The organism is bacterium, assembly GCA_024226335.1.
Lineage (GTDB): Bacteria > Myxococcota_A > UBA9160 > SZUA-336 > SZUA-336 > JAAELY01.
In genome coordinates, this window is the sequence record JAAELY010000123.1 from 1 (window position 1) to 4,868 (window position 4,868).

Consider the following 4,868-nt stretch of genomic DNA (forward strand, 5'->3'; position numbering starts at 1 on the left):
AGGCCACGTCTAGTTCGGACTCGGGCACTTCAAATTCGCGATCGGGCGGGATCTCGTCGAGCACCATTTGCACGAGCCGCTCGCTGGTGACGCCTTCGGCCAGGCCCGCGTAGTTCGGGGCAATCCGGTGCCGCAGCGCCGCCGGGGCGATGGCTTGTACGTCCTCGACCGTGGCGTGCAAGCGCCCTTCGAGCAGGGCCAGCGCCTTGGCGCAGTTCATCAGCGCGATAACACCACGCGGTCCGGCGCCCCAGTTCGACCAACGCTGGATGAACTCGGGAGTCTCTTCCCCGCCCGGGCGCGTCGCGCGGACCAGTTCCAGGCAATACCCCACCACCTGGTCGCAGACGGGCATCTGCTCGATGAACCGCTGTGCCTTGAGGATCTCCTCGGCGCCGATGACCGGCTCGATCTTGCCCAGCGACGCCGAGCTGACCCGCCGCGCGATGTGCCATTCCTCGTCGCGGCTGGGATAGTCGACCTTGATGTAGAGCAGGAACCGGTCAAGCTGGGCTTCCGGCAGCGGGTAGGTGCCTTCCTGCTCCAAGGGGTTCTGGGTCGCCAGGACGAAGAACGGGTCGGGCAATTCGAAATCCTTGCCGCCGGCCGAGATCACCCGTTCCTGCATGGCTTCGAGCATGGCGGCTTGGGTCTTGGGCGGCGTGCGGTTGATCTCGTCGCCGAGGATGATGTTCGCGAAGATCGGACCCTGGATGAACTTGTAGCCGCGCTCGTGTGTGATCGGGTCCTCCTGCAAGACGGCGGTCCCGGTAATGTCCGACGGCATCAGGTCAGGCGTGAACTGGATTCGGTGGAACGAAAGGTTCAGGGCATCGGCGACCGAGTGGATCAGCAGGGTCTTGGCCAACCCCGGCACGCCCTCTAACAGGCAATGCCCCCGCGCCAGCATGGCGATCATCACCTGCCGGATCACGTCGTGCTGGCCGACGATCACTTTCGAGAGTTCGCCCCGTAGTTGCTCGAAAACACGGGCCATTTCCTGGACGGCGGCAATGTTTTCGTCAGGGGCCTGGTTCTTGGTCATGGTTGTTCTCCTGTTGGATGGTCGCCTTTCGCCGAGTGTCGCCTTTCGCTCCGCGAAAGTAGCGCGATTGGAAATGCGGTCCCCGCAATGCCAATGTAGCGCGAATCGCGGCGCTACTTCCGTTTCGCGAACGCGGCGTATATTCTCGCGCTACTTTCGCGGAGCGAAAGGCGACTATTTGAATCTCCGATAGTAGAACTCACTGGCTTTCAAGCCGGCTTTCCGGGGGTTGTCGGCAATGTACTGCCGTAGGTACTCATACTGTTCCGCACTGCGGACAAGGTGATCGAACGGTTCCTGTTGCCAGAACTTCCCCTTGTCGCCCAACTGTTGGTTGATCCGAAACGCCGTGTAGTGTAACCATGAATCGAACTGCTCTTTCATCGATTCGGCCGATGCAAATGCCGCCAGCAGATGAACGTGGTTGGGCATCACTACGAAATCGCCCATACGATAACGGTCGCCGTCAAAGTGCAACAGCGAATCCGCGACAATCTGTGCCAGCTCCGGCCGCCGGAGTACACATCGTCCATGGCATGTGTCAAGGAACTCTTCGCGGCATCGGTTGAACGTCTTGTGAAACTGTCGTTGCTCGGAAGTACTCAAAGTCGGCACGGTGCGCGACCAATGCCCCTGATGTCCGCGGCGATGGAGCCAATCCTGCTTCTCCCGTTCCCAGCGTTCCATCACGTCTGGCGGTATCGAATCATTGGTCCGAAAGGTGACGAACACGATCGCACCAGCCTGTGACCAGTGCGGCCGAAAATGCTCGTGGATAAGCAATTCCGCTTTCGGGTCAAAAATCTCTCCGAGCATGGCTGGTTCCCTTGGTCGCCGAGTGTCGCATTTCGCCAAGTGTCGCCTTTCGCTCCGCGAAAGTGGCGCTGTGACTCTCACTACTATCGGATTGTCTCCTCGCTACTTTCGCGTTACTTCCTCGCTACTTTTGCGCTACTTTCGCGGAGCGAAAGGCGACTATTTTGGTGTCAGTGCCTGGAAATAGGCGTTCAATCGGTTTTCGTAATATCTGGGCAGCTCGCGCCGGCCTGTCGATCGGATCGATTCGCGGACCGCGGCGGGGAGCGACGCCGTCCAGGGTTTTCGGCCCCGCTGTCTGGCTGCCGCGGTGCGGACGTCATGGCCCGACAGGCCGCCTTGGTCCTGCGGATCGTCCGTCATCGGGTCGGTTGCCGGGCCCTCCATGGGCATACCGCGGCCTTGCCCGGGGCCGAAGCCCTGCATGGGAATCGGGCCTCCCAGGCCCAGCATTTGTGCGGCGAGGGCCGATGCGTGCGGGCCGCTGAGCAGCTCGGCCGACCCGAGGGCATCCTGCGGAACGATATCGCCGCCCATCGGCTCCATGTCACCCGGCAAGGGCTGCATGTCGCCATCCATCGGTTCCATGTCGCCGGGCAACGGCTGCATGTCCCCATCCGTTGGTTCCATGTCGCCGTCCATCGGGTCCGTGTTTCCGTCCATCGGATCACCGCCCTCTTGGCTGGAGGGGGTAGGAGCGAGCTGCGAGGCGATCTGGGCGGCTTCGGCGATTGGCTTGTTGGCGACCTCCTGCTGGTCGGTCAGGTCGGCCGCCGATTCGCCGATGTCGACCAGCGAGTTCATGAAGTCCTCGAAGGCCGACGCCAGTTCGCTCGGGTCGACCGGATCGCTTTCTTGTTGGTTGCCGTCTTGAGGATCACCGTCCTGCGGCTCACTACTCTCGGAGTCGGGGGGCGGGGCGACTTCCGCTTCGAACACATCGCGGGCATCGACCAGCTGCTCGGCGGCTTGCTGTTGTCGCTCGACGCCCTGGACCAGCTCCCGAATCGTTTCGAGCAACTCCTCGAGTTCCTGCCGCCGGATGTCGGCCAGCACACACGCACGCTCCAATTGACGTTGGGTCATCGTCGCCTTTCGCTCCGCGAAAGTGGCGCTAGGGGCAGCTTCGGCGCCCGGGGCTGCGTCCGGAGTTGCGCTACTTTCGCGGAGCGAAAGGCGACTATCGACGTCGGCCGCCGCGTGCAAGGCGGCGCCGACCGCAGCGTACTGCTCCAACGTGCGATTTCCGAACTCGCGCAGCGCGTCTTGCGGCGGCGGAGAGGTTGCGTCCGCGAACTCATCCAGCTTGACGGCGGTAGCTTCCAACTTCGTCAACTCGGCGACGACTCGCTCTTCAAGCTCGCCCGCGGTCCAGACCATTTCGGAGCGCAACTCAACGCTCGCCGACCGCAGCGTGGCCGCCAGGTCTTCAAGTGGTTCGGCGAGGCCCCGCCAGTCTTCTGCCTCCATGTCGGGCACTTGCGCGTGGAGGCGGCCCGCCTGCTGCGCTGCCTTCTCCAGAGAGGGGACGGCCGCCGCCGCCAGATCGGGTACACCCGCGGCGACCTTCTCCGCAATGGCCTTCACGCGCCCGAGCATCTCGCTGCGTTTTGTCGCATTTCGCTCCGCGAAAGTATCGCTAGGGGCAGCGTCCGGAACTGCGTCCGGAGTTGCGCTACTTTCGCGGAGCGAAAGGCGACTATCATTGGTCAAGACGCTGAGGCGATCGTCGCGCACGGCTCCCACCGCGCGGCTGACCGATTCGGCGGCGCGGTTCAGTTCGGCCACCTTCATGGCGTCCGAGTTGCGGCCCGCGTCGGCGATCCCTTGAACGGTTTCTCCAATGGCGAAGCGAACCAGTCGATTGGCGAGACGGAGCGATTCCGCGTCGACTGCCATCTTGCCCGTTGCCAGGTCATCCAAATAGGCCCGGGCGGTCTCGATGCGTCGGACGATTACTCTCGGTGTCGCCTCTTCCAGTTCCAGCGAACCGACGATCTTGGCCGCTTCCTTCAGCGCGGCCTTTGCCCGCGTCGCGTTGTCGGACGGCGGCGGTAGCTTTTCGCGGGCCGCGACCAACACGTCTCGCGCCTTGGTCAGGTGTTCGGCAAGGCGTCGGTACTCCGTGGCGGACAACGGTCTCGATGTGCGGCCGTCATGGTGAATCATTTCGCTCTGAAGCTCGACCAGCGCGCCGATCACGCGGCCTTGGCTGTCGACGGCGGCGGGCATTTCGTCACGGAAGATCGCCGTCCGTGCCTCTTCGGCGCTGCGCTCGGCTCGTGCGGCAAGCATCGCGGCCCGCTCGTTCACGACCGTGACCTTTTCCACCAGCCGAGACAGCTTCTCTTGCAGGAGTGTCTGTTCTTCAAGCAGCCCGAAAGGATCGGCCCCGGCGAAGTCCTGCGACTGCTTCCTCAACGCCTCTTGTTCTTCGAGCATCTCTTTGATGGCCCTGGCGATGTCCTTTCCGATCCAAGCGGGGTCGAGCAGTTTGTGGATCGCGATCTCGATGCGTGCCAGGTCCGCGAGTATCTCTTGCTGTCCGGCGGCCGCTTCGCGGAACCTGGTCTGTTCGAGTTGCCCGGCCACGGCGGTCAACTTGCCGGTCAGGCCCGAGGCCAGAAGAACGCGACTCGCCTCGGCGGCGGTTGCGCCCAGTTCTCCCGACCATGCCGAGACAGCGGCGATGGTATCCAAAAACTGCTCGAACAAGATTCCCGTCGTGTTTTGCTGATCGAGGGCGGCCAGGATGGCCTGCTCGTCAGAGCCCGACAGCTCGCTGGTACGGCGGTGCGCGCTCTGCTGACTGACGATGATCTCGCGAATTCGCGCGATCAGTTCCGCCCGCTGGCGGCGGGCCCGAACCAATTCCCGTTCGACCATGAGACGTCGCAGGATGGCCTGCATCTCTCGCTGCGCGTCGATGAGCAGTTGTTTCCGCTGCGTGTCGTCGGCCACCGCGGCCGCGGCGAGCATCTCCTGAACGCGCGGCATGTGCCGCCCG

The 4,868-nt window shown here is 63.3% G+C and carries 3 protein-coding genes; all 3 read right to left on the reverse strand.

Annotated features, from left to right (window positions below; all coding sequences use genetic code 11):
• A partial coding sequence (locus GY725_05690; GenBank protein MCP4003669.1) for a MoxR family ATPase occupies nucleotides 1-1,045 on the reverse strand: 1,045 nt, incomplete at its 3' end.
• Between the two features lie 174 nt (nucleotides 1,046-1,219).
• Nucleotides 1,220-1,861 carry a hypothetical protein gene (locus tag GY725_05695; GenBank protein MCP4003670.1) on the reverse strand — a complete coding sequence of 214 codons (642 nt, stop codon included), beginning with the start codon at nucleotides 1,859-1,861 and terminating at the stop codon, nucleotides 1,220-1,222.
• A 159-nt stretch (nucleotides 1,862-2,020) separates the two neighbouring features.
• Nucleotides 2,021-4,858, reverse strand: coding sequence for a hypothetical protein (locus tag GY725_05700; protein MCP4003671.1), 2,838 nt, complete (start codon nucleotides 4,856-4,858; stop codon nucleotides 2,021-2,023).
• Nucleotides 4,859-4,868 lie beyond the last annotated feature (10 nt).

What these genes read in the sequence shown, in the direction of transcription:
- GY725_05700 (MCP4003671.1), bottom strand. Translation starts at nt 4,858, where the DNA reads ATGCCGCGCGTTCAGGAGATGCTCGCCGCGGCCGCGGTGGCCGACGAC.
- GY725_05695 (MCP4003670.1), bottom strand. Translation starts at nt 1,861, where the DNA reads ATGCTCGGAGAGATTTTTGACCCGAAAGCGGAATTGCTTATCCACGAG.